Annotated in this window: 26 protein-coding genes and 1 pseudogene; 17 read left to right on the plus strand and 10 right to left on the minus strand. The window is 33.1% G+C overall.

From position 1 onward, the window contains the following. Positions 1-31: 31 nt before the first annotated feature. From pdxR to JFT89_RS29500, 4 genes are all read left to right on the plus strand, one after another. Positions 32-1,465 carry a MocR-like pyridoxine biosynthesis transcription factor PdxR gene (gene pdxR / locus JFT89_RS29485; RefSeq protein ID WP_002066710.1) on the plus strand — a complete coding sequence of 478 codons (1,434 nt, stop codon included), beginning with the start codon at positions 32-34 and terminating at the stop codon, positions 1,463-1,465. Between the two features lie 33 nt (positions 1,466-1,498). Next, on the plus strand, positions 1,499-1,855 hold the full coding sequence (locus tag JFT89_RS29490) for a CidA/LrgA family holin-like protein (RefSeq protein ID WP_002137894.1): 357 nt from the start codon (positions 1,499-1,501) through the stop codon (positions 1,853-1,855). 23 nt (positions 1,856-1,878) lie between these two features. Further along, entirely contained in the window at positions 1,879-2,550 is a 672-nt protein-coding gene (locus JFT89_RS29495) for an LrgB family protein (RefSeq protein ID WP_002066713.1), read from the plus strand. Between the two features lie 65 nt (positions 2,551-2,615). Beyond that, positions 2,616-3,038 carry a YfmQ family protein gene (locus tag JFT89_RS29500; RefSeq protein ID WP_002137892.1) on the plus strand — a complete coding sequence of 141 codons (423 nt, stop codon included), beginning with the start codon at positions 2,616-2,618 and terminating at the stop codon, positions 3,036-3,038. A 27-nt stretch (positions 3,039-3,065) separates the two neighbouring features. On the opposite strand, the gene JFT89_RS29505 is transcribed toward JFT89_RS29500, so the two are convergent. Both JFT89_RS29505 and JFT89_RS29510 read right to left on the minus strand, forming a co-directional pair. Then, a complete protein-coding gene (locus JFT89_RS29505) occupies positions 3,066-3,467 on the minus strand; it encodes a CBO0543 family protein (protein ID WP_033707103.1) in 402 nt (133 codons plus the stop codon). Next, positions 3,442-4,620: a DUF2515 domain-containing protein gene (locus tag JFT89_RS29510; RefSeq protein ID WP_002066717.1), complete on the minus strand. Its 1,179-nt coding sequence runs from the start codon at positions 4,618-4,620 to the stop codon at positions 3,442-3,444. Before JFT89_RS29510 ends, JFT89_RS29505 begins: the two co-directional genes overlap by 26 nt. Positions 4,621-4,930: 310 nt before the next feature. Between JFT89_RS29510 and JFT89_RS29515 the strand changes: the two genes are divergently transcribed. Genes JFT89_RS29515 through JFT89_RS29530 form a run of 4 tightly spaced genes read left to right on the plus strand, consistent with a single transcriptional unit; the run spans position 4,931 to position 8,279 of the window. After that, positions 4,931-5,917, plus strand: a complete 987-nt coding sequence (locus JFT89_RS29515; RefSeq protein ID WP_016096274.1) for a UDP-N-acetylglucosamine 4,6-dehydratase family protein — start codon at positions 4,931-4,933, stop codon at positions 5,915-5,917. Beyond that, positions 5,914-6,822, plus strand: coding sequence for an SDR family oxidoreductase (locus JFT89_RS29520; RefSeq protein ID WP_033707105.1), 909 nt, complete (start codon positions 5,914-5,916; stop codon positions 6,820-6,822). The genes JFT89_RS29515 and JFT89_RS29520 overlap by 4 nt, the downstream gene beginning before the upstream one ends. Continuing rightward, positions 6,822-7,166 (plus strand): DUF6572 domain-containing protein, encoded by a 345-nt coding sequence (locus tag JFT89_RS29525; RefSeq protein ID WP_195743235.1) that lies wholly within the window; start codon positions 6,822-6,824, stop codon positions 7,164-7,166. Before JFT89_RS29520 ends, JFT89_RS29525 begins: the two co-directional genes overlap by 1 nt. A gap of 48 nt (positions 7,167-7,214) precedes the next feature. Then, positions 7,215-8,279 carry an undecaprenyldiphospho-muramoylpentapeptide beta-N-acetylglucosaminyltransferase gene (locus JFT89_RS29530; protein ID WP_002066720.1) on the plus strand — a complete coding sequence of 355 codons (1,065 nt, stop codon included), beginning with the start codon at positions 7,215-7,217 and terminating at the stop codon, positions 8,277-8,279. Positions 8,280-8,391: 112 nt separating this feature from the next. Here the strand turns inward: JFT89_RS29530 and JFT89_RS29535 are convergent, their stop codons facing one another. Continuing rightward, a complete protein-coding gene (locus JFT89_RS29535; RefSeq protein ID WP_016096277.1) occupies positions 8,392-11,112 on the minus strand; it encodes a putative bifunctional diguanylate cyclase/phosphodiesterase in 2,721 nt (906 codons plus the stop codon). A 434-nt stretch (positions 11,113-11,546) separates the two neighbouring features. On the opposite strand from JFT89_RS29535, the gene JFT89_RS29540 reads away from it, so the two are divergent. The 4 genes from JFT89_RS29540 to JFT89_RS29555 all read left to right on the plus strand — a co-directional run bounded on the left by JFT89_RS29540 (position 11,547) and on the right by JFT89_RS29555 (position 14,276). Continuing rightward, entirely contained in the window at positions 11,547-11,933 is a 387-nt protein-coding gene (locus JFT89_RS29540; RefSeq protein WP_002066723.1) for a VOC family protein, read from the plus strand. A gap of 213 nt (positions 11,934-12,146) precedes the next feature. Next, the gene (locus JFT89_RS29545) at positions 12,147-12,962 is read left to right on the plus strand and encodes an alpha/beta fold hydrolase (protein WP_002066724.1); all 816 of its coding nucleotides are present in this window, start codon (positions 12,147-12,149) and stop codon (positions 12,960-12,962) included. A 95-nt stretch (positions 12,963-13,057) separates the two neighbouring features. Continuing rightward, on the plus strand, positions 13,058-13,633 hold the full coding sequence (locus JFT89_RS29550; protein ID WP_033707106.1) for a histidine phosphatase family protein: 576 nt from the start codon (positions 13,058-13,060) through the stop codon (positions 13,631-13,633). A gap of 325 nt (positions 13,634-13,958) precedes the next feature. Beyond that, positions 13,959-14,276 carry a hypothetical protein gene (locus tag JFT89_RS29555; RefSeq protein WP_016096279.1) on the plus strand — a complete coding sequence of 106 codons (318 nt, stop codon included), beginning with the start codon at positions 13,959-13,961 and terminating at the stop codon, positions 14,274-14,276. A gap of 135 nt (positions 14,277-14,411) precedes the next feature. On the opposite strand, the gene JFT89_RS29560 is transcribed toward JFT89_RS29555, so the two are convergent. Continuing rightward, positions 14,412-15,056, minus strand: coding sequence for a YczE/YyaS/YitT family protein (locus JFT89_RS29560; RefSeq protein WP_002137875.1), 645 nt, complete (start codon positions 15,054-15,056; stop codon positions 14,412-14,414). 181 nt (positions 15,057-15,237) lie between these two features. Between JFT89_RS29560 and pepT the strand changes: the two genes are divergently transcribed. The 3 genes from pepT (at position 15,238) to JFT89_RS29575 (ending at position 18,048) form a co-directional block, all read left to right on the plus strand. Next, positions 15,238-16,470, plus strand: coding sequence for a peptidase T (gene pepT / locus JFT89_RS29565; RefSeq protein ID WP_002066729.1), 1,233 nt, complete (start codon positions 15,238-15,240; stop codon positions 16,468-16,470). A 101-nt stretch (positions 16,471-16,571) separates the two neighbouring features. After that, positions 16,572-17,636: a lactonase family protein gene (locus JFT89_RS29570; RefSeq protein ID WP_201040963.1), complete on the plus strand. Its 1,065-nt coding sequence runs from the start codon at positions 16,572-16,574 to the stop codon at positions 17,634-17,636. Positions 17,637-17,784: 148 nt separating this feature from the next. Beyond that, positions 17,785-18,048 (plus strand): helix-turn-helix domain-containing protein, encoded by a 264-nt coding sequence (locus JFT89_RS29575; protein ID WP_201040964.1) that lies wholly within the window; start codon positions 17,785-17,787, stop codon positions 18,046-18,048. Here JFT89_RS29575 and JFT89_RS29580 read toward each other — a convergent pair. The 6 genes and pseudogenes from JFT89_RS29580 to JFT89_RS29605 all read right to left on the minus strand — a co-directional run. Next, positions 18,017-18,848, minus strand: a pseudogene (locus tag JFT89_RS29580) (HTH domain-containing protein); the annotation flags it as partial. The gene JFT89_RS29575 and the pseudogene JFT89_RS29580 overlap by 32 nt on opposite strands. Before the next feature lie 143 nt (positions 18,849-18,991). Further along, a complete protein-coding gene (locus JFT89_RS29585; RefSeq protein ID WP_201040965.1) occupies positions 18,992-20,005 on the minus strand; it encodes an S-layer homology domain-containing protein in 1,014 nt (337 codons plus the stop codon). 323 nt (positions 20,006-20,328) lie between these two features. Next, positions 20,329-21,117, minus strand: coding sequence for a hypothetical protein (locus JFT89_RS29590; RefSeq protein WP_201040966.1), 789 nt, complete (start codon positions 21,115-21,117; stop codon positions 20,329-20,331). 391 nt (positions 21,118-21,508) lie between these two features. Continuing rightward, positions 21,509-22,420, minus strand: coding sequence for a DNA-3-methyladenine glycosylase 2 (locus JFT89_RS29595; RefSeq protein WP_201040968.1), 912 nt, complete (start codon positions 22,418-22,420; stop codon positions 21,509-21,511). A gap of 2 nt (positions 22,421-22,422) precedes the next feature. After that, positions 22,423-22,947, minus strand: coding sequence for a methylated-DNA--[protein]-cysteine S-methyltransferase (locus tag JFT89_RS29600; RefSeq protein WP_201040970.1), 525 nt, complete (start codon positions 22,945-22,947; stop codon positions 22,423-22,425). Positions 22,948-22,951: 4 nt separating this feature from the next. Further along, the gene (locus JFT89_RS29605; RefSeq protein WP_002066736.1) at positions 22,952-23,524 is read right to left on the minus strand and encodes a bifunctional transcriptional activator/DNA repair enzyme AdaA; all 573 of its coding nucleotides are present in this window, start codon (positions 23,522-23,524) and stop codon (positions 22,952-22,954) included. Positions 23,525-23,678: 154 nt separating this feature from the next. Here JFT89_RS29605 and JFT89_RS29610 point away from each other — a divergent pair, with 154 nt between their 5' ends. Both JFT89_RS29610 and JFT89_RS29615 read left to right on the plus strand, forming a co-directional pair. Further along, on the plus strand, positions 23,679-24,437 hold the full coding sequence (locus JFT89_RS29610; RefSeq protein ID WP_201040972.1) for an exodeoxyribonuclease III: 759 nt from the start codon (positions 23,679-23,681) through the stop codon (positions 24,435-24,437). Positions 24,438-24,746: 309 nt separating this feature from the next. After that, on the plus strand, positions 24,747-25,712 hold the full coding sequence (locus JFT89_RS29615) for an iron-hydroxamate ABC transporter substrate-binding protein (protein WP_002066738.1): 966 nt from the start codon (positions 24,747-24,749) through the stop codon (positions 25,710-25,712). The last annotated feature ends 27 nt before the right edge of the window (positions 25,713-25,739 follow it).

A 25,739-nucleotide genomic window follows, 5' to 3' on the forward strand; every position in this document is an offset into this window, starting at 1 on the left:
CAGGACACCAGCTTGGAGAGGAGGGAACTAAATGGAATGGCAACCGAATCGTGAAGATAAGATACCAGTTTATAAACAAATTGCTGATTACATTGAAAGAGGCATTTCTACCGGTGAATTCCCTTCTGATAGAAAATTACCTTCCGAGCGTATGCTAGCACAGAAGTTACAAGTGAACCGGAGTACAGTAGTAGCTGCTTATGAGGAATTAAAATCACTTGGGGTAGTAGACCGGCAAAAAGGAAGCGGCACCCGCGTGAATACAGACATATGGGGTGTTTCACATAAACGAATACCGAACTGGGGTAGGTACGTTGAGGATGGATCGTTCTTGCCTAATGTACCACTTGTTCAACAAATTCGAACGGAAACACAAAAAGATGATTTAATCAATTTAGCGAGTGGTGAATTGTCATCAGATTTAATTCCGAGTGATAGATTTCGAACAATTTTGTCGGAGAAAACATTTATGGGAAATCTCGGTTATGACCATCCGCTTGGAAATGAAATGTTGCGAAAAACCATTGCGGCACATGTCGAGCAATATAAACAAATAGAAGCAGATTCAAGCTCTATTCTTATTACATCTGGAGCTCAGCAAGCACTTAATCTCATAGTTCAATGTTTGTTAAAGCCTGGAGATGCGATTGCAATTGAGGATCCCTCCTATTGTTATTCACTTCCGATGTTTAAATCAGCAGGCTTAAAAATATTCCGTTTACCAGTTGATCAGCATGGTATGAATCCAGATGACTTAATCGATTTGCACAAAAAGCATCGCATTCGTATGGTGTTTTTAAATCCGGATTATCAAAATCCAACTGGAACGGTACTTTCATTGGCAAGACGTAAAAAGGTTTTAGAACTATCTTCTGAATTTGGTATACCGATTGTAGAAGATGATCCGTATAGTTTGACTTCTTTTAATGGAGAAGTGAATCCAACATTGAAATCGATGGATCAAAATGGGAATGTTCTTTATGTGAGCTCATTATCAAAAATTGTTGCATCAGGATTACGTATTGGTTGGGTAATTGGTCCGACGCGTGTAATTGAGCGATTGGCAGATGCGAAGCAGCAAGTTGATTTCGGTCATAGTGTATTTACACAGTGGGTAGCGAACCAATTTTTAGAATCTGAGGATTTTCATACGCATATTACGATGCTTCGTGGACAACTGAAACAAAGAAGAGATGAGTTAATTAGAAAGCTTGAAGAAATATTAGGGGACCAGATTGAATTTTTTGTTCCTGAGGGCGGAATACATTTATGGTGCAAAGTGCAAGGAACGTTTGATGAATATCATTTACTAGGTGAATCTATACAAAATGGTGTAGCATTTGTCCCAGGAAGCGTCCTAGGTTCAAAAAGTGAATATATCCGATTTACTTTTGGCAGAGCGAATGTAGAACAAATTCAGCTTGGAGTTACAAGGTTTGCGGAAACATTAAATGAGATTTCATAATAGTGAAGCGTAATATGGAAATGAGGGAAAGAAATGAAGTACGTGACGCTTTTACTTCAAGTAGGCGTGCTATATGTGTTTAGCTTAGCTGGTACGTGGATTCAAGGAGTATTCCATCTATCGATGCCAGGAAGTTTAATAGGGATGTTAATATTGTTTCTACTCCTTTCTACTCGTATTTTGCCATTAAAGTGGTTTGAGGTAGGGGCAGAAAAGTTAATAGTATTTTTACCGTTATTTCTAATTCCTTCGACAACAGGATTAATGGAATATGGATCTTTTCTTTTAAGTAAGGGGAGTGTTATATTCCTTTTAGTAGTTGCAAGTACGGTAGTAACATTGATTGTTTCAGGGTATGTAAGTCAATTATTAGTAACATCAAAAAAATAAAATAGACAAGGTGCACGATTCAAATGGTCTTAATTATTATTACTGTAGTAATTTATTTATTGGCGACAAAGTTATATAAAAAATTTACGTTTCCATTTACGTTACCGGTATTAACAGTTACGGCAATTATGATTTGCTTATTTTTGATATTTGGTATTTCTCATCATGAGTATAAGGAAAATGGGGGAGACATTCTTTCAGGTTTTTTGAGTCCTGCAATTGTAGCGTTAGCCATACCTCTATTTAAAGAGCGAAAGATACTTATGAAAAACTTTTTAGCGATACTAATCGGCGTAGTGATAGGTATAGTGGCTTTAACGAGTATGAATGTAGTGATTGGTGGAATTTTAAATATAGATAAGGCACTTATATTAACAACTTTACCACAATTAGCGACAATGCCTATTGCCATTTCATTAGCGGATCAAATTGGTGGCATTCCATCTATGACTTCTAGTTTTGTAGTTGTTGCAGGAATAACAGGTGCTATTATAGGACCGACAGTACTTAAGTTTTTCCGTATAACAAGTACGATTGGAAAAGGAGTGGGGATGGGCTGCGCATCACATATTATTGGTGTGAGCCGTCTAGTGAAAGAAGGAGAGAAAGAGGCAACTATCGGTTCGGTAACGATGATTGTAACAGGGATACTTATTAGTATATTAGTACCTTATGGAATGAAATTTTTATTTTGAAAATTAATGAATCGTAATAAGGAGTATAACACTACTCATTTTAGAGCGTAATGGAGATGATGAAAATGACAACATGGTTTATAGTTACATTATGTATTTTTGGTGCTCTTAAAGTACTAGTTTCTAGTATGCCAACTTCTGTTGTAGAATCAATTATTAGTAGATTTGAGTTACACCAAAAACTTGATGAGGAAAGTACTACTATAACGGTAGATGGGGAAAGTATAGAAGGAGAAATGAAACTTCAAGTTATTCATGAATTTAACGAGGCTTTATTTTTAGATAAACATTATTTTCCGCCGCAAGGGAATGGTACACCGATAGTCATTGAGACGAAGAAAGGAAAAAGAGAGATTAGATTTTCTATATATAGCTACGAGGAACACGTTGATGTAGTAAAGCAATATAAGAAGAAAGTAGTTGCATATCGTTTGCGATCAAAAAGCCTTCAAAGTCGTTCAGTAGCAGTAACTGAAGATTATGCTTAAGGAGAGACCGTTATTATAACGGTCTCTTTATTTTTGCATCCAAGTATATAATTTCCAAATAAGAGAAAAGAAAATAATATATCCAAATAAAGAATAAGCATGATGCCAATTCCCGTTATGTACAAATAAACCTAACCTCTCAGCAACTTGTTCAAAAATACTAGCACAAATCCCTATTAAAATAATAAATAGAGTTCTAGAAACTGCAGATAATGTTTTTGAAATTTGTATGAAAATGATTGTTAAAATCGGTAGCACGAACAACGTAAAGCCTATGTTAACTGAAAATATAGATGAGAAAGGTCTAACTGGAAAGGAATATATTTGTGTATGCACAAAGAAAGCATCTAAGCAAGTTCCAATAATAGAAGAAAGTAAGACTGTAACTAATAATGCTAGACAATTATTCTTCTTCTCGAAGGAGGACATTTTTCTTCGCGAGAATTGCAAGTTCAATTTTTTCGAGTGTTTTGCAGTAGTCTTCTGAAATTTGTCCATTTATATTTTCCTCCTTATCAACTAAATAATTTACAACTTGCCAATCGTTAAACCAATCTTCATTTTCAACTTCTTCATGTTTCATATCCCGCCATGCATAGATGAGTGCAGGGCTGTATATACGATACGAGTCACTACGTAACTGGCATTTCTTTATTCGGCGTTTATAAAACTCACGCGAAAAAGATTCATTTACACTAGAAAATAAATGAGGCCAGTAATCTTTTCTTGAGCCTGTATGTGGATGGTGATCGACCCAGTTTATTATTTGAGATAAAATATGTGTATCCCGAAATAACAATGAATACAACCGTTTTCCAAGTGAAATTCGTTCATGCAAAGAGGTGAAATGTTTCATTGTATCACCAAATAGTAATACTTTTTGCTTTTTATCATTTTCGTAAAATGGGAAAAGGATATGATTAAACTGAAAAAAATCAAAGAGTTTAAATCCAATACTATTTAATACAGTCTTTTTAAAGTGTACATTTTGAATAACTCTTTTTTCTAAGTAGCTTTGTTCATTAATAATAGTTGCAATTGCTAACGTTTTTTTGTTACCTGTTTTCCAAAAATCGTTCCACATCGTTTCCATAAATGTAGAAACATTTAGGTGAGGGAGGAGGTGAAATAGCCTTTGCGATCTTTTTACACTTTGTTCATATAGCAAAAATTGAGGATATATATCTTGGAAAATAAGCCAATTTCCCCTTTCTAAAAAAGAAAAAAATGTAATTTGATCTTTCTCTGATAAAATTCTCGTATATAAATCTCCCTTTAAATCGGTCATATTCCAACCACCGTTACGTGATACCATATGCCCAAGTAGCGCCCAATGTATTTCTGGATATTGAATGTAAAATTGGTAGTATGCACGTGTTCTTGTTACATTATTTTTATTTAGTTGTTTTGTTTGTGCTTTTATGTTGTCGATGATGAGTTGCTCTTCTTTCGTTAATTTATACATGGTTCCAGAATGAATGAGTTTGCATTTTTGTTTTAACTCATTTTTTACATCAAATAGGGAGAGAGGAAGTGCTTTGGAAGCTTCATTATATGTATTATTTGAGTTACTTTGGTACATTCCATTACCTCCCTTTTCATGAATTTAAACATGATATTGGTTATGAATCATTCTATTTATTTTATTACGAGTATATGAAATAAATGAGCGGTGTTTTTTTACAAGTAATATAGTTATCGTGCAAACAGTATGAAAAAATCTTACTGTTAAGAGGTGGAATGAAAAACAGAAACTATGTTTAATAGTTTCTGTTTTTTTATTTTGTCAATTTAATGTAACAAACGACGATTATGATTTGAATCAATTGAAAATAATTCAATAGCTTTGGTAAGTACAATTTTTATTGAAATGTATGGTAGGAGGAAAAAGAATGCTTAATAAAATAATTTTAATTACTGGTGGCACAGGTTCGTGGGGACATGAACTTATAAAACAACTATTAGAAAAATCGCCGAAAGAAATTAGGATTTTTTCAAGGAATGAAACGGTTCAATTTGAAATGCAGCAACAGTTTATAAATGACGATAGATTAAAATTTATTATTGGAGATATTCGTGATAAAGACCAACTAGTCTATGCTTGCCAAGGTGTACATTATGTATTCCATCTCGCAGCTTTAAAACATGTTCCAGTATGTGAGTATTATCCTTATGAAGCTATAAAAACAAATATACATGGTACGCAAAATGTAATTGAAGCATCAATTCAGAAGCAAGTTGAGAAAGTTATATATGTTTCAACTGATAAAGCGGCCGACCCATCAAATACGTATGGGATGACAAAAGCAATTGGTGAAAAGTTAATGGTTCATGCGAATATACAAACGAAGAAAACAAAATTCATTTGTGTTCGTGGTGGAAATGTTTTAGGGACGAGCGGAAGTGTGGTACCGCTTTTTAAAAAGCAAATTAAAAAGTCTTCACAGGTAGGGATTACTGATGAAAATATGACTAGATTTTTCTTAACCATTGAAGATGCTGTTGGATTGTTATTTAAAGCAGCATCTGAAGGGAGAGGAGGAGAAATTTTTGTTATGAAAATGCCAGCATGTAAAATAACGGATTTAGCAGAAGTGCTGATTGAAGATTCGAAAAAAGAAAATGTGAAGATAAAAGAGGTAGGGATAAGACCAGGTGAAAAATTAAGTGAAATGCTTTTGTCTGAGGTGGAGAGTAAAACAAGTATAAGTTTTGATCAAAATTATTTTGTGGTACTACCGACTATACCTATAGAAGGGCTTCAAGAATATTATGCTAGTTATCCGCTTGTGAATGTGAAGAACTTTAGCTCTCAACAAGACTTACTTGCAAAATATGAGGTGAAACAAATGTTAGAAAAAGGAGGGTTTTTACTATGAAAAAAAATGCGACCCTTTTAATAACTGGTGCAAATGGATTCACAGGACGCCATGCTTGCCAATATTTTTTAGACAAGGGCTTTCATGTAATTCCTATGTTTCAAAATCGTTCACATAGAGAAAAATTTAGGAATGGCATTACTTGTAATTTAACTAATAAGAGCGAAGTAATGAAGGTAATTAAACAAATAAAGCCAGACTATGTATTGCATTTAGCAGGAAGGAATTCGGTCATAGAGTCTTGGACAGCTGCTCTTGAATACATGGAGATTAATGTAATAGGGACGTTATATTTATTAGAAGCAATTAAGCAAGAAGCCTCGCATTGTAGAACATTAGTTATAGGGTCTGCATTGCAAGCAGATAGTATGAACAACATAAAAGTTTCAAATCCATATAGTTTAAGTAAAACTATGCAAGTAATTGTCGCAGAAGCTTGGGGTGGATTAATGGATTCAAATATTATCATCGCAAAGCCCTCGAACTTAATTGGTCCAGGAGTATCGAATGGCATTTGTTCTATTCTTGCAAAAAAAATGATAGATATAGAGTCGGGTAAAAGTGAACCAATTATTGAAGTAAACAGTTTGAAAGATAGTAGGGACTTTCTAGATGTACGTGATGCAGTTAAAGCGTATCATGTATTATTGCGTGATGGTATAAATGGAAAAGAATATAATATTGGATCAGGAGTAAAACGATCTTTATTAGATGTATTAGAACAATATAAAGGATTAACACAGCTGAACTTTACTGTAAAAGAAACAGAAAATTTTGAGAGTGACTCAAATAAAAGTTTAGTGTTAGAGGATATAAAAAAGTTAGGTTGGGTCCCGAAAATCCAATTTCATCAATCATTAAAAGATGTACTTGAGTATGCGAAGCGCAGTGACATCTGCATTTAATGAAAAATATAAAAGGATGTAAGAAATATATGAATTGTTATGAGACTATAAATAATCAAAATATGCTATCGCTTTCGATTGTTGATACGCTGGATTGGAAAGATGAAGAAGAACATGTTTTGCGCATCTATGAGGCGATAAATACATGTCGAGCATATGTGGAAAAGGTTAATCGAAAACCCAAAACAATAGATACAGGAACTAGGCCTGTAATCCAAGTCTTTACTCAGTATGAATGTAGTGAGTATGGAAATGATTTTTATGAACTCATCAAAGATCTTTTACAAGATATAGGACTTGAGTTAAAAATTTATATAAATAATAGTAAGTATATTTACATTTGAAAGATTAATATAAAGCTAGATTTTTAATGATAAAGGTGGATATAAGTTATGAGCAAAACGATTCTTTTTACTGGGGGCGGTACAGCTGGACACGTTATGATTAACATTGTATTGATTCCTAAATTTATAGAAAAGGGATGGAGAGTTGAGTATATTGGATCTCAAAATGGAATTGAAAAATTATTAGTCCAAAATGTTAAGTATAATAGTATTTCAACCGGGAAGCTTAGGAGATATTGGGATTGGGAGAACTTTAAAGATCCTTTCAAAATTATACACGGTTGTTTACAAAGTTATAAAATAATTAAGAAAATGAAGCCTGACGTTATCTTTTCTGCAGGAGGATTTGTTTCAGTTCCTGTAGTTATAGGGGCATGGTTAAATGGTGTACCTATAATAATACGTGAACCAGATAGTACGTTAGGGTTGGCAAATAAAATAGCATTACCTTTTTCTAAAAAACTATGCACAACATTTCCTCAAACAGGGGGTAATGTAAGTACTGAGAAGAAGGTTTATGTAGGACCAATTGTAAGGGGAGAAATTGAGAGAGGTAACGTATTACGAGGAAGAAGCTATTGTAAATTTCAGCAAGATAAACCGGTATTGTTAGTAATGGGTGGGAGTCAAGGTGCTAAGTGGATAAATGATATGGTAAGGAAAAGTTTAGATACATTATTATTAAATTTTAATATTGTTCATATGTGTGGTAAAGGGAAGGTGGACCCAGCTATTGGAATGGAAGGTTATATGCAATTTGAATATATAGGGGAAGAGTTACCGCATATACTGAATATGGCAAGTGTTGTAGTTTCCAGAGCGGGTTCTACTGCTATTTCTGAATTGTTATTTTTGAAGAAACCGATGTTGCTTATTCCGTTAACTAATGGTTCCAGTAGAGGGGATCAAGTTTTAAATGCTGACCATTTTTCTAGGCAAGGATATGCGGAAGTTTTACTTCAAGATAGAGTAAGCACTAGTACATTTACACATGCAGTAAATAAGTTGTATGCCAATAAGGAGAGGTATATTCAAAATATGAATGGATTTAAGAAAACAAATGATGAGGGGATTCAACAATTAATAGATTTAATAAATGAAGTCGTCAAATAATAGAAATTTGAATGGAAAAATAAAAGGAAAGAAGATATCTTCTTTCCTTTTTACTATAGTTGTTCAAATTCATTGTTACTTATGCCGATTATATTCTGTATAGGGCTATATACTATGGACGAATACCGTTTTCTAACAGCTTAGTAAATGCATTAGTATAAATAGGTTTACTGTAATAGTAACCTTGAATAAACTGACATTTATTTTTTTGAAGGAAATTTACGTGTTCTTTCGTTTCTACACCTTCAGCAATGACAGACATTCCTAATGTATGTGCTAATGTGATGATCGTTTTAATGATTTCCATTCCATCTTCACACGTTTCAGACATTGTAAGAAATTCTCTCGGGATTTTTAACGTATCGATGGGATATAAAGGTAAGTAGGCTAGGGAAGAATAGCCTGTACCAAAGTCGTCGATTGAAATGTGAATCCCTAAACTTTTTAGTGTACGCAGTTTTATCAATGTTTCTCTCTCATCCATCATTGCAATTCGTTCTGTTAATTCTAGATCAAGGGAACTTGCTGGTAAGCCTGTAGTTGCTAAAGTAGAAGAAATAGATTTTACAAAGCCTTCTTGTTCAAATTCTTTAGCAGATAAATTTACCCCTATTTTTAAATGCGAATATCCGAGTGCGTGCCAACGTTTCATTTGCTCACAAGCCTGCTGTAATGTCCATTTTCCTATTGGAATAATTTGTAGTGTTTCTTCTGCAATCGGAATAAACTCGTATGGAGAAATAACACCTAATTCAGGATGATTCCACCTGATTAAAGCTTCTGCACCGATAATTTTATTAGATTCACTATCAACTTGAGGTTGATACAAAAGGAACAATTCTTCATTTTGTATTGCGTTTGGTAAATCTTTTTCTAATCGTAATCGTCTTTCGATTTTTTTAGCGATTACATCGTCATAAATAGAGACAGAGTTAAGCTCTTTTGCCTTTGCATCATACATTGCAACATTAGCGTTTTTTAAGAGTGTAGCGGTATCGATTCCACCAGATGGATATATAGCGATCCCGATACTAAGTGATAAAGTTAATTTATGCTCATGTATGACAAACGGCTTTTCCATGCTTTCAAATAATTGGTTACATAACTCGAATAAGGAATCTTCGTCAGTATAGTTTTCAATTAAGATTGTAAACTCATCACCACCGATTCTTGACAGATGAGTATGTGATGGAAGACATGATTGGAATCGCTTTGCTACTTCTTCTAATATGTAATCACCTGACGAATGTCCAAGTGTATCGTTAATTACTTTAAAGCGATCTAAATCTAAATATAATAATGCAAACTCACTTTGTGTTGTTTGAGCATTTTTTATAAATTTTCTTAACTTCCTATGGAAAAAGGATCGGTTCCCAATTTTCGTTACAGTATCGTGGAATGCTAAATATTTTATTTCTTCTTGTTGTTTTTTTAGTGCGGTAATATCCTTTACCATAATATAGCTTCCTGAAATTTGTCCATCTATCATAATAGGAACGATGGTAACGTATAAAAAATAAGTAAAGCCATCTTTATATTGAGAACTAAGTTGTAAGGATGCTGATTCTTGTTGTTTAACTTTTTCTAATGCAGATATCAGTTTATGTTTATCTGCATCTAAAATGATAGAAAAACATGTCTCACCAAGTAACTCGTTCGTTGGTGCTCCAAGTAGTATACTTCCTGCTTTATTTACATTTAAGAATATTCCATTTAAATCAATCGTAAAAATGGGATCAGGATGATATTCATATAATGATTTGAATTTTTGTTGTTTCTGAGATAGGGCCTCTGATTTATGGACTAAATCAGAAGTTCTTAAAGTAACTTTTTCTTCTAGTTGAGCATTAAATACTTGTAAACGTTTTGTTAGGCTGTCGTTTTGCATACGCACAATAGAATGGCGAATAAGTACGAAAACAAAAGCGATACAATTCCCTGTAATGAGAGTTGAAGATGATGTTTGTTCTTTTAACGTAAACCCGATTAGTATTGCAACAGCAAGATAGGGAAATACGACTAAAACTTTCTTTCCTAGTATAGGGTTTACAATGAAATAATTTTTATGGCTATTATCATCTTCTGAAATAGACCCAGCTATTGCGATAAGCAATATAGGTATTCTATATAAAAGACGTAAAAATGTTATAGTGTCAGTTGATAAATGGGTATTTAAGTAAAAATAAATATAGTTAAAAGTTGCAGAACTAATTAATACAAAAATAAAGATATAAATTTTCCGCTTGGACTTAAAAATTGTCGGGCGGAAAAAGAGACTAACACCTAGTAGAAGAAATAATAGATCTGCAATTGGATATAGAAATGAAAGGAAAATATCTCCGAGTGAAAGTGAGAATATATTTAAATTTGGCTGATTAAATAAATACCATTCTAATGTGAATATGGAAGTAAGTACTATACATATATCACAAATAAAGAAAGCTTTTTCCCATTTATTGCATTCTTTTAAGATCTTATAGCAAAAAGCGATAAGGCAGAAGAATAGAAAAAACATGTAAAATACATCAGAAATAGTAAAATGATGTATTGGAAGTTCGAAAAAGGTATCTTGATACGTATATACTACTTTTCCTAATAAAAAACTACCAATTGCAATTGTAATACATATCCAAAAAGGATTTGAACTAACTTTTTTAGAGTATATAGAGTAAATTAGCGATATAAATGTAATGACTTCAACGATGAGTGAAGCGAAGCGTACATTGAAATTTGAAAAATTAGTAGGGAACAGAAAGAAAAACATAAAATAGATTGAATAGCATATTAATGTTGTGATTAATATACATAGTTGTAAATTTTTATTTAATTTCAATAAAATCACCTTCTTTAAGTATGCACTATATTCGTAATATCTATACATAATAATATTACTTAAGGATTGTATCAGATTTCCTTATAAAAAGCATGCTTATAAGAAAAAAATGAAGAGTATAATACTTCTTAAAATTGAAAAAATGTTGTAGTTAATAATTTTTAGGTTATAAGGAATGTGGATAAAATTTGTATATTTAGTCATCCTGTAAATTTAAAAGATTTTTTAGTAATTTGCAAGTGAAGATGCAAAATTGCATATAAAGTGATGGGAACTTCTCTCTAGATGAGGGGAATTTTTCGTTATTAAAGTGTATTAAGTAAGACCTTTGTATGTACCTATTCTCATACTAATGAGGGATTAAAGAAACGTGTTGATTATATACAATAATATGTAATACAGTAATTGATTTTTAATATGGAGGGAAAATCACGATGAAATGGGTGAAGTTTAGAATAGCACGTCCAACAGACAAGTTTGAAGCGGTTATAGCATTCTATGAAGAAGGATTAGGTTTAAAACGTATAGGAGAGTTTAATGACCATGACGGCTATGATGGAGTCATGTTTGGTCTACCAGATGAAGAATTTCATTTAGAATTTACAAGACATATAGATGGAAGCCCGTGTCCTGCTCCAACAAAAGATAATTTACTTGTATTTTATATTAAAGAATGTAATGAAATAGAAAAAGTGAGTAAAAGGCTGCACGCAATGGGATACGATGAAGTAGATCCAGAAAATCCATATTGGAAAGAAAAGGGAATTACTATAGAGGACCCAGATGGTTGGAGAATTGTATTGATGCAAATAGAAGAATGAGGCTAGAGAAGTTTCGAATTTTGATAGAGTAAAAGAAAATATAAAAAAGTTTCCTTGGAGGAGATACACTCATAGGGAAGCTTTTTTATATTTGTAATCTGAAAATTGAGATTTGAAATTAACTTCTGAAAAGATATAAAATGAGAACGTGTATTCTTTTGAGTTTGAGAGGGTTGTTTTTAAAGGTGAATATAAAAATAGGGAGGTTTTTTTATGATATGCAGGATTAGGGATGCAGAAGTATACTATGAAATCATTGGAGAAGGAAAGCCAGTACTTATCATACATGGGTGTTCTCCTGACCATAGATTAATGAAGAAATGTATGGAAACATTGTTTCAGAAGTCTAAAGGATATCAACGAATTTATATTGATTTACCTGGAATGGGAAAATCGAATGCCCCAGATTGGATAAATAGTTCAGATTGTATATTAGAACTGTTAACTGCATTTATTGAGAAAATCATCCCAACTAAAGATTTTTTACTAGTAGGAGAGTCTTACGGTGGATATTTAGCTAGCGGGATACTTTCAAAGATGTTTGATAGAGTTAATGGATTATTGTTAGTATGTCCTGTTGTTGTAGCGCAACGAGAAAAAAGGCTTCTTCCAGATAAACAGGTAATTGTAAGAGATGAAGAATTTTTAAACGCGCTTACTTCAACCGAAAGGGAAGAATTTTGTGAATTAGCAGTGGTTGCGAATGAGTATACATATAAGCGTTTCAAAGAAGAAATTAAGCCTGGGCTAGATATTGCTAATGATGGGTTTATTGAAAGATTACAAAAGAGTTACTCTCTTACTTTGGACTTCCAGCATAAAAAATATGAGAAACCCGTTCTTTTTTTAGCTGGAAGACAAGATATATCGGTAGGTTATCAAGATATTGTAGGAATCATTGAAGATTATCCAAGAGCAACATTAGCGGTATTAGATATGGCGGGACATAATTTGCAAATTGAACAACCTGAATTATTTGAGAGTTTAGTTTCGGAGTGGGTTAGACGAACCGCTCAGCAAAGTTCATAAAAGAAGAATAAATTAATATTTTGATTGTGTCCAAGTTTTGATACGGAAAAGATTAAATTAAGTAATTAACTTATAAATATTTTCAAGGAGGAATTATGAATACATATATCTATATGGTTAGGCATGGTGAATCGCCAAAATTAGAAGGAAATGAAAGAACACGTGGATTAACTGAGAAGGGAATTTTAGATGCTCATAGAGTAACTGAGATATTAGAAACAGAGGGAATTGATACTTTCATTTCAAGTCCGTATAAGAGGGCTATGTTAACGATAGAAAAGTCAGCTAATTACCATGAAAAAGAAATAGTAGTATATGAAAATCTCAAAGAGTGTAGGTTTTTAAGTGAGGATAAGATTATATCAGATAAGGAAGTGTATCCACTCGTAAAGAAGATGTTCTCTAATCCAGATTTCACACTAACTGGAGGAGAATCGTATGTGGATTGTCAGAGAAGAGTAGTGAAAATATTAAAAGAAATATTAATGGATTTTCAAGGACATAAAATTGTAGTTGGTACACATGGGCTTGTAATGACATTGATGATGAACTATTTTGATAACCAATATGGGCTTGAATTTTTAATGAATACATCAAAACCAGACGTATATAAGCTAGAATTTAAAGACGAGCAATTAATAAATGTAGAGAGATTATGGAGAGAAGAATGAAATGGAGTATATGGAGTGTGTTTTAAAAGTTACTTTGTGAAACACACTCTTTTTTTTGAAGAGAAAGCATCTTTATCAACTATTTTTAGAATGTTAAATCAATAAGTAATTATTCAGTTTTTGAATAGTTTATTGAGAAATTGGTTTAGGGAAACAACTTTAAATGTGACAAAACTCCAAACGCTGGATTTATATTCAATAGGAGAAAAAGATGTAGAATTTTGTCTTGTTGTACGTGTTTACTTTTCATTTCGTTACATATAGGCTTTGTGGTGTAAGGGGGGAGAAATCGCCTTTACACTAAATTTATAAGGGGGTCATTGTGATGAAAAAAATGAAAAAATTTGCAGGAGTAGCTCTAGCGGGTTCAATTGGATTAAGTGGACTACTATTTTTAGAACCAAGTGTAAGTACTGCAGAAACACCACAAGCGAAAGAGGAGAAGTTCAATGCTATTAATGTAGCGATGAATCAAAGTGAATCTTATTTATTGAGTGGTAGAAGTATTGATATTCTTTCAGGAGATAAAGAAGCGGTACAATTAAGTAATTATACAGTTCAGTTCAATAAACCAGGTAAGTATGTTATTAGAGTAAATGGTTGTATTTATAATGATGTATATACTTTTATTGTGAATGAGTAGTATATGCTTTTGATGTTTAATTAAATATATATTATTGGATGAAAAAGAAACACCCTATTTGCGGTGGGAATCGTAAATAGGGTGAATTATTTGTAAGAAAGTTAATGAAAAGAGTAATTGGTATTAAGTTATGTTTTATATATTTTCATTAATTTGCTCTTTGTTTTTGTTATGTAAAATATGTAAGAGTGCTTGAAATACCTTAAATGAATGCTGGAATATTGGACTTTGAATAAAAGTGTATAGAAAAGTTACGATAAAAACAGGACCTCCTAGCATGTATCCAATGACTAGTACAAAGCATTCTACAATGATTCGAGCACGGCTAATAGATAACCCAGTTTTGTCAGAAATGGTAAGCATGAATCCATCGCGGGGTCCAGCACCAATGCCAGCCGCAACGTACATGCCGCCCCCAATTCCTGTAATTGCAATACCAGAAAATAAAATGAGTAAGTTTATCCATAAATAATCACTAGCGTTTGGAAGGATTTTTGATTGTAAGAAAAAGTCCATAATAGGACCGATAAGTAGTGCATTTAAAAATGTGCCCACGTTTATATATTTTCGATCTACTAGTAAAGAGATAAGAACGAGACATAATCCACATATGACACTCCAAGTACCAATTGTCCATCCAAATCGTTGGTAGAGAGCCATATTTAAAACTTCCCAAGGGTGTAAACCGAGGAATTTAACTTTGACTGCGAGAGCATTTCCAAGTCCAAAAAAAATTAATCCTAGGAAAAAAAGAAAATAGCGAAAGAGAGTTAGCCTCATCTTTAAACCTCCCAATATATAATGATGTATAATACATGTTTGAATTTCAATGTACAAATATTATGTCTTTTTATGATTTATTAAAAATGTAAATGGATATATATTTTCACAGTCAAAAAAGTTAAAATATTTCGTTTTAAGGATTATAATAGAGAGAGAACTATAAAAGGAGTGAACGAATTTGAAACAAGAACTTATTGAAAGATTTACGAGATATGTGAAGATTGATACACAATCAAATGAAGAAAGTCATACAGTGCCTACAACACCAGGGCAAATTGAGTTTGGTAAGTTATTAGTGAAAGAGTTAAAAGAGATTGGGTTATCAGAAGTGACGATGGATGATAATGGTTATGTAATGGCAACACTGCCTGCTAATACAGATAAGGATGTTCCTGTAATCGGCTTTTTAGCTCATTTAGACACAGCAACAGATTTTACAGGGGAAAACGTAAAACCACAAATTCATGAAAATTTTGATGGTAATGCGATTACGTTAAATGAAGAATTAAATGTTGTGTTAACACCTGAACAGTTCCCGGAATTACCATCATATAAAGGACATACAATTATTACAACTGATGGCACAACACTTCTTGGAGCAGATGATAAAGCTGGTCTTACAGAAATCATGGTCGCAATGAATTATTTAATACATAATCCGCAAATTAAGCATGGAAAAATAAGAGTAGCATTCACACCAGATGAAGAGATTGGTCGTGGGCCAGCTCATTTTGATGTAGAAGCGTTTGGTGCATCATTTGCTTATACGATGGACGGAGGTCCATTAGGTGGTTTAGAATATGAAAGTTTTAACGCTGCAAGCGCTAAATTAACTTTTAAAGGGACAAATACACATCCTGGAACAGCGAAAAATAAAATGCGTAACGCAACTAAACTTGCTATGGAGTTTAATGGGTATCTACCGGTAGAAGATGCACCAGAATATACGGAAGGGTATGAAGGTTTCTATCACTTACTCTCTTTAAATGGTGATGTCGAGCAAAGTAAAGCTTACTATATTATTCGAGATTTTGATCGTGAAAATTTTGAGGTACGTAAAAATAACGTTAAAAATATTGTGAAAAACATGCAAGAGAAGTACGGTGAAGATGCGATTGTTTTAGAGATGAATGATCAGTACTATAACATGCTTGAAAAAATTGAACCAGTGCGAGAAATTGTTGATATTGCATATGAAGCGATGAAAAGTTTAAATATCGAACCGAACATCCATCCAATTCGTGGTGGAACAGATGGATCACAATTATCGTATATGGGATTACCAACGCCAAATATTTTTACCGGTGGTGAAAACTATCACGGTAAATTTGAGTATGTTTCGGTAGATACTATGGAAAAAGCTGTTCAAGTAATTGTAGAAATCGCAAGACGATTTGAAGAACAAGCTTAAAAAGAGAACCAAGTAGTAATGAAGTGCTACTTGGTTCTTTTCTATAGTAAAAAATACAAAGTGAAACTTGTTACAGGACGTTTGTAAAAGGGGGAAATGGTATGAGTGAAAATCAGTTTCATGGTTATATAGGGACATATACAAAAGCAGAGAGTAAGGGGATTTATAAATTTATACTTGATACGAACATCGGAAAAATTAAAGGGGTCGAATTAGCAGCTCATATAGGAAGCCCGACGTATGTAACGATTAGTCATAACAACGAGTACCTTTATTCTGTTGCGAAAGATAATGGGTTAGGTGGAATTGCTAGTTTTTCCATTCATAATAAATCCGGTAATCTAAATTCGATTAACATGCAAGTTTTAGAAGGGGCATCGCCGTGCTATGTAAGTGTGAATCGGGAGAATAGTATAGTAGTAGCAGCTAATTATCATAAAGGAACAGTAGAGTCCTATTTAGTGAAAAAGGATAATGGAAGTTTAAATGCTGCTACGGTAATTGTAGAACATAAAGGGTCAGGACCAAATAAGGAAAGGCAAGAAAAGGCACATGCTCATTATATGGATTTTACTCCTGATGAAAAATATGTAGTAGCAGTTGATTTAGGAATAGACAAGGTGATTACATATAAAGAAAGTGATGGAGAACTAATAGAAGTTACACGGTTATCTGTAAAACATGGTAGTGGTCCAAGGCATCTTATATTTCATCCAAGTGCGCAGTATGCATATGTTATGACAGAATTCAGTTCAGAGATTATTGTACTTCAATATGATGCAAAGAGTGGCAGTTTTAAAGAAAAACAATACATTTCTACATTACCTGAAGATTTTAGAAAAGATAGTTACGGAAGTGCAATTCACATTTCTTCTGATGGCAAGTTTGTTTACGCAGCAAATAGGGGACATAATAGTATCGCGGTTTTCCGAGTGAATGAGCACAATGGAGAGCTCGCTTTTATTGAAACAGTATCGACAGAAGGGGATTGGCCACGTGATTTTTCTTTAGATCCGGATGAGAAATTTTTAATTGCAGCGAATGAAAGATCTAATACTTTGACTTTATTTGCTAGGGATGAAATGACAGGTGAGCTAACGCTTGTACAGACGGACGTAAATGTTCCAGAGCCAGTATGTGTGAAGTTTTTACATGTGAAAAAATAGATAGGTTTTAATCTGTACCCTTTGTAAAGGACGTTTTGAAAAAAGTTAGGCAACATCAAGAAGATGATTTCTGTATCCGGATATGATCCCCTTGTAGTAGACAGTTGAAAGAAAGTTACTTCACTGTTTATTATGGAGGGGATTTTTTATGGGGAAAATTAGAAGAACTTTTTCAATCGATTTTAAAATGAAAGCTATTGAATTGTACTCACATAGAGGAATTGGAAGTAAATTAATTGGAAAGGAATTAGGAGTTACATATTCAGTTATAGATAGATGGATTAAAAAATATGAAAATGAGGGTATTCTGGGCCTACAAGAAAAACGTGGAAGATCTAGACAAACAAATGAAGTCAGTCAAGATGCTAGGATACAACGATTAGAAGCGTTTTTCCTGGGGTGTTTTGTTTAAATTCTTGATTTAATTGATTCGGCACTACTCGATGTTCTTTTGAAGCTTTCAGCATTATTTTATAAGGATTTGCTTTCCGAATCGGACAGACAATCTCATGTTTTTTCATGATTCTACGGATACGCTTTGAATTGTAGACAACTTGAAAATGACCCACCAATGTCATTTTTATTTGACGAGCCCCTTTCTTTCGATTTCTAAATCGAAGTGCTTTTAATATGATTTCTTTCACGATTTTATCTTGATTGTTCTTTTGTTTCCGTTGTTCTTGAGATGAAATGGAAAAATAATTATAGTATCCCGAACGGGATACACCAGCTACTTTACACAAATAACTCACCATATTTCTTAAGTTATATTTTATGATGACAGAACGAATCAGGATATATTTCTGACTAGGTGATAAAGTTATTTCCTTCTCATCCTCCCTTCCATAAGTTTGATTTTTTTTAACAATTCATTTTCTGCCTTTAGTAAGTTCCGTTCGGCTTCTAAACGAGCATACTTCTGCGCTCTCTCAAGAGTTCTTCCCGCGTTTTGTGTGCGACCAAATACACCATTTTTTCTGTAAGCAGCACGCCATCTACTTCCTGATGACATAATTCGTTTCATTCCAATCATATCTATATCAAAACCACATTCTTCAAAAATATTTCGAGGTAGTTTTCCTTTCTCATTTCCTCAATAAAAATACGCTTAAATTCATCTGTATAAGTGATACCTTTCTGACTTACAGATTTTATGTAGGGGTTATTTGATAGAATTTGAATGTCTCTTTCTGTAAATAGCTTTTTTGTCATTTTGAACTTTCTCCGATCCCAATTTTCTCTCATTATACAAGAAATACCCTATAGAATAGACTTTTTTTCAGTGTCTATTCTATAGGGTACATTTTAGACCTCCACCTTTTTTTATTTAAGTGATAAATTGATTTATATAAAAGTCAATTTTTAATAGGCCCAAAAAGAATAGCTAGATTCCATCCTTTTTTTATAACTACCGCTCTCCCATCTAATTCTAATGTTTGATTTTTTACGTTAGGATCATTAACTAAATTGTATAAGTAATCAGCTTGTGTAGGCAATAACTTGTTAAACATATTTTTAATAGGTTCATTAATAGCAGAATTACCGTTATAAACAAACATTCTATAACCATATTCTGTGTTAGGTGTAATTTGTAAATCCATTACATCAAATGAAAAATCTCCCTCTTTACCATAAGGATTAAATATATAACTTCCTTTAAATTCTTCGTTTCTATGAAAGAACCCCGATGAAACTGCCAAGTTCCTCATCTCTAAGTATTCACCTTCTAAGTAAGGTTCAATGGGAATTATTTTTGGTACAAAGTTTGGATCTACAAAAATAGAATCATACATAAATTTTGCAAATTGTTCCCTTGTTACTTTCATATCTCCACCATACTGATATTTTCCGATGCCGCTTGTTACACCGTTGCTATATAATGCACGTACATAATCTCTTGCCCAATGTTTAGTTGAAACATCATGGAAAAGGAAATTTGCTTTTACAGGTAAATGAAAGGTTTTTTGTAAGATAACAGCCATTTCATATCGAGTTAATGTATCATCGGGTCTAAATTTGTCTGTATTATCACCTGTCATTATTCCTGCTTGAGTAATTGCTTTGATGCTGTCTTCGAACATATGCCCTTTAATATCAGAGAAATGTTTGATTTCATATCCATCATTCTTCAAGCCTAGGTATCTTGAAATGATGGAACATACTTGACCACGAGTTACATTATCTCCAAAGCCAAAAATTTCATTTCCATACCCACTAACAATACCCTTATCAGCTAAATAATTTATGGAGTTTTCAGACCAATGTCCGCTAGGTATATCTGTAAAAGGTGTAGCTTGTGCATAGGTAGTTGTTGTACTTAATAGGGTTGCAGTAATCAATCCAGTTGTAATTACATTTTTAAAATTCATTGCTATTCCTCCTAGGTATATAAAACATGAATTGATAGCATAATTTATATACATTGTCTTCAAGCGACAATTGCTCGTTTTTGTTGAATTTCTATATTATGATATTACTATAAATGTATGAATGTCAAATTTTTGTAATGTTTTAGATAGATGCCATTTAGAAGAATAACGAGAGTTTATGGATATAGTATCAAAGCAAAAGTGTTAGTCGGAGGTGGGGTTTATATTAGAGGTGAGGGTGTTAATCGAGGAGGTACTATTATTTAATAAAATAAAAAAGCCCTAATTCACATTGGAATTGGGGCGTGATGTAATTGGAAAATCTATTGTAAGTATTTATCTGCTTCTTCAGTAAATTTATTAATAATTATGTCATCACCTTTTTTAAAGTATTCACGGAACTTTTCTTCAGCTCCGTTAGCTTCAAGGTGAGGATCTGATGTTCTCAAATCCACGGCTTCTTTATATGCTTTAATTGCATTATCAGAATATTGACCTAACTCTTCGGCTTCCTTTGAAGGAACTAAACGTCTAATACTAGTTAAAATATTTTCTGCTTTTTTCATACGTACTTCTGTTTCTACTTTAGTTAAAGAATCTCCGTTGAAATAAGTATAGAATTGTTTCATTCTACCTGTAGTCGCTTTTATGAATTCTCTTGTTTCCATACGTTGATTATCATAAACTTTTTCATTTAATGAATCCATAAACTCTTTTCCTACTTTTTCTTCAAATGAAATGTGATTTGCTTGAGACTCGTTAAGTATTTCTAATGCTTTTCCAGGGTTTGATTTTCCAGTTTTCAACTCTTGTCGTTCCAGCTCTAAATATTTCAAGTCACTTTCTATATATTTTTTAAAATATTTGTGAGCATCTTTATATTTTGAAGGGCTTTCAATCTTTAATATTTTCGTCCCTTCTTCAATCGCGAGGTCGTAGGCGCTTATACATTCTGCTTTACTATAAAATTCCGTATCGTCTGCTTTATATTGAAGTTGCATGTATTTAGCAAGACCTTCTGATAATTTTTTTTGATACTTTTCATCACCCATTGAGCAAGCAGACAATAAAAAGAAACATAATAAAAATAAAAGAGCACTAATTTTTTTCATTCAAAACACCAATTCCTTTTCGTATATATAAATAAGACACGTTTACTAATGTAACATAACTTGGAACATTTGAGAAAGGTTGTCTTTTAATAACTTTTTTGTTTTTAGATACTGCCTTGGCATTGCAAGATAGATTTATTTTGTTAGAGAAAATGATATAATAATAGCAATTACACATTTAGTCCTACTGGAAGAACCAGCGGACACCGAACTATAAAGAGCATTAGTGATATTGCTCTATAGTTTGGTGTCCGCTTTTTTGTCATTTTGAACTTTCTCCGATCCCAATTTTCTCTCATTATACAAGAAATACCCTATAGAATGGACTTTTTTTCAGTGTCTATTCTATAGGGTACATTTTATTTCCCTATCTATTTTTTATTAGGAAATTTTAATATAGCACCCTCCACAAATAAAAAGTCGCGTAAGACTCCCAATTTGTCCAATTTGATGCAAATTCTTTTATTTCATTTTTAGTCGGTTTCTTTTCGGAACCTGTTATAAATTTAATTGCATTATGCAAACCAACATCATCAATTGGAAAAGCTGAAGGGAATCGTAAACAACGCATCAAAACATAGTGAGCTGTCCATGGCCCTATACCGCGAATGCTAGTTAATTGTTTTTCAGCTTGCTTCACATCTTGTATTTGTAATAGAGATTCTTTTGAAAATTTACCTTCTGTAATGAGCTGCGCGACGTCAATTAAGTATTCGCACTTTCTTGTAGTCATTTTTAATGTTGCGAGATCTTCTACACGTAGATTTGCTATTACTTCAGGTGATGGGAATATCCAATGTTTTCGGTCTTTCCATTCTACATGGTCTCCAAATTGTTCGACTAATCTTCTCTTTAAAGTATAGGCGTATGTGAGGTTAATTTGTTGACCGATAATCCCCCAGCATAGTGCTTCAAATAAATCCGGAATTCCCAAAGTACGAAGACCGTAAAATTCTTTAATGGGTTTTTGAAGGAGTGGGTCGTGTTTAGCTAATTTATAGAAGGGAGCTAAATCAGTAGTTAAATCAAACCACTCTTTTACATAGTTAGATACGGCATCGTGTGCCCATTTTTCAGAGACATATGATTCTCCTAAAAAACGTATTTGAATATTACTATCGGCATTCAAACCAATTTCAACTAATGGATTTATGTTTTGAACAGGAATGACTTTATAGATTTTATTGTTTTCAATATGAAACATACATTCATTTTTAGAACGCGATAGATAGCGTAAGTTTTCTTGAAAACTAAATTCTTTTGGAACGACTAAAGACAATATTTCATTACAATCCTCTGTCATATTTACTCCTCCCGAAGCGCTTCTAATTTGAGCAATTCTTTTTTCATTTCTAAACCACCTCTAAAACCGGTAAGTTTACCATTTTTCCCAATAACGCGGTGACAAGGAATAGTGATAAGCAGAGGATTTGCCCCAACGGCAGTCCCAACTGCACGTACAGCGTTAGGTTTTTGAATTCTTTCCGCAATCTTTGAATAAGAATGTGTCTCCCCATAAGGAATTTCACGTATCGTATTCCAAACAGCTAATTGAAATGCAGTTCCGTAAACATCGATAGGAATTGTAAAGGTTTCTAGTTTGGTTTCCAAATACTCGATAAGTTCTTTTGTATATGTTTGCAGATAATCTGGATTTTGGATGAATGTATGTTGTGGCAGTTTTTTGCTAGCCCACGTATTTAGTTCTTCAAAAGTTTCATTTTGCGATCCGATGAAGCATAATCCATTTGAAGTAGCTGCAATATGCATACGCCAATGTTTATGAATAAGCAATGTCCAATATATAGTTTTATTTTCATATGGTTTCATTATTTCATACCTCTTTTATTCCGTTCTTTTTTCGATATTCAGTAGGGGTAAATCCTGTCTTCTTTTTAAATAAAGTCGCGAAATACTCCGGATTTTCTATCCCGACATCAGTACTAATTTCCATAATGGATTGATTTGTATGTGAAAGGTATTCTGTCGCTTTTTTAATTCTGAATTGCTGTATATATTCTATTGGACTAATCCCTACAATTTTCTTGAAAGTGCGTTGTAGATGATAAGGGCTACCATGGCATATTTCTGCGAGTAAGTCGAGGGTTAACACGTCACAATAATGTTTTTGGATATATTCTTTAATTTGCTCTACCCATTCTTCATTAGGTAAAGTTAGCCCGTTTGGTTTACAACGTTTACACGGACGAAAATTTTCATGTAATGCTTGCTCTGCCTTAAGAAAAATACGTACATTGTTTTTATTCGGTATTCTCGATTTACATGATGGTCGGCAAAAAATACCGGTTGATTTTACAGCGTAAAAGAATTTGTCATCATATGTGGAGTCATTATGAATAATTGCTTGCCAATACTCATTTGTTACTGTGAACTCGTCATTATGCACAGAACATCACCTCTGGCATTAGTATAACCTGAATAAAGTACGTATGTACGTATTTACGAATGTAAGAGCAAGATTACAAAGATGAAACTATGATAGGGTATCTATTTTGTGTTAGCATGAAAATTGAAAATGCACATCAAGGGGAGGAACATAGATGAAGTTGATTTCATGGAATGTAAATGGTTTGCGAGCAGTTATTGCAAAAGGTGGATTTCTAGAATATCTAGAAGAATCTAATGCAGATATATTTTGTTTACAGGAAATTAAATTACAAAGTGGACAAATTGATTTAAATCCCGAGGGATATTATACATATTGGAATTATGCTGTGAAAAAAGGCTACTCAGGAACGGCTATTTTCACGAAAAAAGAACCGATTTCTGTTACATATGGTTTAGGGATTGAAGAGCATGATCAAGAAGGACGAGTTATTACGTTAGAATTTGATGATTTTTATATGATAACGCTGTATACACCAAATTCTAAACGAGGATTAGAACGTTTAGATTACAGAATGGAATGGGAAGATGATTTCAGGGCCTATATTAAGCGATTAGATGAAAAGAAACCAGTTATTTTTTGTGGAGATTTAAATGTTGCCCATAAAGAAGTAGATTTAAAAAATCCGAAAAGTAATCGGAAAAATCCTGGTTTTTCGGATGAAGAAAGAGAGAAATTTACATGTGTTTTAGAGGCGGGATTCATTGATGCGTATCGCTATCTTTATCCTGATCAAGAAGGAGCGTACTCATGGTGGTCATACCGTATGGGTGCAAGAGCGAAAAATATTGGATGGCGCTTAGACTACTTTGTAATTTCTGAAAGGCTAGAACATAAAATTATCGATGCGAAAATTAATAGTGAAGTGATGGGATCGGACCATTGTCCAGTTGAATTACATATAGATTTCTAAAAAAAGAAGTATCTTCCTGAAAAAAGGAGATACTTCTTTTTTGTTCAGTTTGTTAAAATTTTTCAAATCATTCTTGAAATAATCTGATATTAAATATATACTTAATAACGATAATCATTATCACCGGCAGTGATTATCGTGGGATGAGGGTTGTAAAGAATTTAATACTAGGGGAAGTGAACGAGAATGGCTCTCCATTTTACGTAGATTTATTAATGATGTGAAATATAGATGAGGATTATGTTTCATATAATTAAGTTTCATTGTTGAAATAATATATTTGAAGATTTCGAGAGGAGATATATAAAGATGAACAAGAAGTTATTTACATTAGGGATGGTTACAGTTTTAAGTGTTGGTTTAGCAGCATGTAATAGTGCAGACAAAACTTCTGGGGAACAAAAACAACAGACAAAGGCTACGGAAACGAAAAAAGACGAAAAGCGAAAAATTACATATTTAGGTAAAGAATATACAGTACCAGCAAAAGTAGATAAAATTGCGACAGCTAGTTTAGAGTCAATGGAAGATGCGGCAGTACTTGGAATTAAACCGGTAGGTGCAATTACGGTTGGTGGGAAATTACCAGGGAACGTTGCGAAAGATTTAGAAGGTGCGAAATCTATCGGTGAGAAAATGGAACCAAACTTTGAAACATTACTTCAATTAAAACCTGATGTTATTACATCAAGTACGAAATTCCCAGCAGAAGCGGCTGAGAAATTTACGAAGGTAGCTCCAACAATCCCAATATCACATGTTTCTACAGATTGGGAAGAAAACTTAAAATTAATGGGAGAACTATCTGGTAAAAAAGACAAAGCAGAAAAAATTATTAAGGATTATAAAGCAGACGCTGAAAAAGCGAAAGCCAAAATTGGAGATAAGTTAAAAGATAAAAAGGTACTTGTAATAAGATTAAGAGCAAATACATTATTCGTTTATCCAGAAGGAGTATACTTCAACCCTGTAATTTATAAAGACCTTGGGTTAACGGCTCCAGAACAACTTAAAAATGTAAAAGCGCAAGAGAAAATCTCTTTAGAACAACTGGCTCAAATAAATCCAGATTACGTATTCTTACAATATGAAGCAAGTGAAAATAATAAACCAAAAGTGCTAGAAGAAATAGAAAGTAACCCAATTTGGCAAAGTGTAAATGCTGTAAAAGAGAAGAAAGTATTTGTAAATACTGTGGATCCTATTGCACAAGGTGGTACTGCTTGGAGTAAAACAGTATTTTTAAAAGAAGCAGTGAAAAATTTGACTAAATAATAAAATTAGTAAGGTGCGTTGAATGAT

It is taken from the genome of Bacillus sp. TH25 (assembly GCF_016650935.1).
GTDB lineage: Bacteria > Bacillota > Bacilli > Bacillales > Bacillaceae_G > Bacillus_A > Bacillus_A mycoides.

What these genes read in the sequence shown, in the direction of transcription:
- JFT89_RS29495 (WP_002066713.1), top strand. Translation starts at nt 1,879, where the DNA reads ATGGTCTTAATTATTATTACTGTAGTAATTTATTTATTGGCGACAAAG.
- JFT89_RS29550 (WP_033707106.1), top strand. Translation starts at nt 13,058, where the DNA reads ATGAATACATATATCTATATGGTTAGGCATGGTGAATCGCCAAAATTA.
- JFT89_RS29530 (WP_002066720.1), top strand. Translation starts at nt 7,215, where the DNA reads ATGAGCAAAACGATTCTTTTTACTGGGGGCGGTACAGCTGGACACGTT.
- JFT89_RS29525 (WP_195743235.1), top strand. Translation starts at nt 6,822, where the DNA reads ATGAAAAATATAAAAGGATGTAAGAAATATATGAATTGTTATGAGACT.
- JFT89_RS29595 (WP_201040968.1), bottom strand. Translation starts at nt 22,420, where the DNA reads ATGACAGAGGATTGTAATGAAATATTGTCTTTAGTCGTTCCAAAAGAA.
- JFT89_RS29500 (WP_002137892.1), top strand. Translation starts at nt 2,616, where the DNA reads ATGACAACATGGTTTATAGTTACATTATGTATTTTTGGTGCTCTTAAA.
- JFT89_RS29615 (WP_002066738.1), top strand. Translation starts at nt 24,747, where the DNA reads ATGAACAAGAAGTTATTTACATTAGGGATGGTTACAGTTTTAAGTGTT.
- JFT89_RS29505 (WP_033707103.1), bottom strand. Translation starts at nt 3,467, where the DNA reads ATGTCCTCCTTCGAGAAGAAGAATAATTGTCTAGCATTATTAGTTACA.
- JFT89_RS29555 (WP_016096279.1), top strand. Translation starts at nt 13,959, where the DNA reads ATGAAAAAAATGAAAAAATTTGCAGGAGTAGCTCTAGCGGGTTCAATT.
- JFT89_RS29540 (WP_002066723.1), top strand. Translation starts at nt 11,547, where the DNA reads ATGAAATGGGTGAAGTTTAGAATAGCACGTCCAACAGACAAGTTTGAA.
- JFT89_RS29490 (WP_002137894.1), top strand. Translation starts at nt 1,499, where the DNA reads ATGAAGTACGTGACGCTTTTACTTCAAGTAGGCGTGCTATATGTGTTT.
- JFT89_RS29520 (WP_033707105.1), top strand. Translation starts at nt 5,914, where the DNA reads ATGAAAAAAAATGCGACCCTTTTAATAACTGGTGCAAATGGATTCACA.
- JFT89_RS29600 (WP_201040970.1), bottom strand. Translation starts at nt 22,947, where the DNA reads ATGAAACCATATGAAAATAAAACTATATATTGGACATTGCTTATTCAT.
- JFT89_RS29560 (WP_002137875.1), bottom strand. Translation starts at nt 15,056, where the DNA reads ATGAGGCTAACTCTCTTTCGCTATTTTCTTTTTTTCCTAGGATTAATT.
- JFT89_RS29585 (WP_201040965.1), bottom strand. Translation starts at nt 20,005, where the DNA reads ATGAATTTTAAAAATGTAATTACAACTGGATTGATTACTGCAACCCTA.
- JFT89_RS29510 (WP_002066717.1), bottom strand. Translation starts at nt 4,620, where the DNA reads ATGTACCAAAGTAACTCAAATAATACATATAATGAAGCTTCCAAAGCA.
- JFT89_RS29515 (WP_016096274.1), top strand. Translation starts at nt 4,931, where the DNA reads ATGCTTAATAAAATAATTTTAATTACTGGTGGCACAGGTTCGTGGGGA.
- JFT89_RS29545 (WP_002066724.1), top strand. Translation starts at nt 12,147, where the DNA reads ATGATATGCAGGATTAGGGATGCAGAAGTATACTATGAAATCATTGGA.
- JFT89_RS29575 (WP_201040964.1), top strand. Translation starts at nt 17,785, where the DNA reads ATGGGGAAAATTAGAAGAACTTTTTCAATCGATTTTAAAATGAAAGCT.
- JFT89_RS29610 (WP_201040972.1), top strand. Translation starts at nt 23,679, where the DNA reads ATGAAGTTGATTTCATGGAATGTAAATGGTTTGCGAGCAGTTATTGCA.
- JFT89_RS29570 (WP_201040963.1), top strand. Translation starts at nt 16,572, where the DNA reads ATGAGTGAAAATCAGTTTCATGGTTATATAGGGACATATACAAAAGCA.
- pdxR (WP_002066710.1), top strand. Translation starts at nt 32, where the DNA reads ATGGAATGGCAACCGAATCGTGAAGATAAGATACCAGTTTATAAACAA.
- JFT89_RS29590 (WP_201040966.1), bottom strand. Translation starts at nt 21,117, where the DNA reads ATGAAAAAAATTAGTGCTCTTTTATTTTTATTATGTTTCTTTTTATTG.